Annotated in this window: 1 protein-coding gene; it reads right to left on the bottom strand. The window is 52.5% G+C overall.

What is annotated here, in order from left to right:
• A partial coding sequence (locus KDK16_RS13190) for a hypothetical protein (RefSeq protein WP_257276479.1) occupies positions 1 to 1310 on the bottom strand: 1310 nt, incomplete at both ends.

The raw sequence follows: 1310 nt of genomic DNA, 5'->3' as shown, positions 1-1310 counted from the left end.
GCCTGTTCAAGTAATTCGACGAGGCCAACGTGATTGCCCAATTCCAGGTTAACCATCAAGGCATCATCCATACTGACGACAGTCCCTGAGAGCTCTAATGCTTGCATGCATGCTTTGCCGGATGGCGTCAATAGTGATGCTTTTTCACCCTTAGCACCCGGGGTCGTGCAATCAACGTAGGTGATCTTCTTTTCCTGAAAAAACTGCCCCTGACCCGAGGCCAGAGTGACCGGTGCCAGTGCCTCCACAAAACGCTTATGCAGGGCAAAAATCAAGTCATGAACACTACGGACCTGCTCAGCCTCACGGAAGTGGAGTGCCTGAAGAGAGGATTGTAACTGATGGCAGGCGGTCACCCACTGACAGAACGCTCCCTGAAATATCAGCCCTTTTTCAGCGGTCTGCATTGGCAGAATGATACTTTCTAACCCGGATCGTACGGTTTCTTTCAGCATCTCTAGCCGGTTGTTCAGTACTGGTAATTCTCTTCGAAATAGCTTGACCTGGGGTGAACGCCTTCTGCTCGCCAGCCGCAAGAAAGCCAGGTAACCCTCCAACATTGCCTGAGCCCCATAAATCAGAAGATTAACGCTATCCTCGATCCCAGCCAGTAGCTTTGATCGTTGTGATGACATGCTCAGTTTTATCGGGTTTGCCAGACAATCCAGTCCACCGCCGGGGCCAAAAAGTGCCAACAGACGGGCATTTTGATCGGTGAGCCATTGAAAACCACTGGCGACGTGATGGAATGTGGCTTCAGGGGGAGACAAATCATCCCGTGACGGGAGGGCTTTAGCTAACGGAACATCAGAAACCGCAGAAGACAGGCTTATGTGCCTGACCAGTTTCCCGGTAAGATCACCGGCAACAATAAAGGCACCGGGCTTACCGTTGAAGCGGGCGCAGGCCAGTGTTGCCTGTTGGCCATCCTGAGTGGCCAAGGCCGCAAACTGTTCACCGGCCAGCATCAGGGTTTTTTCTTCCTGTCTCATCAGGATCGCGGCATGATCATTAAATCCTGCTTCGGCCAGGACAAAACCTCCTGCCCACCTCAGGAACTCAGGCTCAAGCATCCACTCTTCAACGTGGTGAGCCAAGACAATGGCACCCTCTGGCATACTGCCTGCTTCTCGATTTTTGGCCAACCAGATGGATCCGGTGCAATAGCCTTCACTGATCCCCTCACCAATGGCAAGAGTCTCTTCGGGTATAAACATGGCAAAATCCATGCCGCCAGAGAGTCTGGTTACAGGGCGCACCTGCAGCAGGAACAGGCGACCCTGATGATCGATAGCAAACTCAACATCCAC

Source organism: Endozoicomonas sp. SESOKO4 (genome assembly GCF_024606275.1).
The sequence above is the reverse complement of the archived record's forward strand: the minus strand, read 5'-3'. Positions and strand labels throughout refer to the sequence as shown.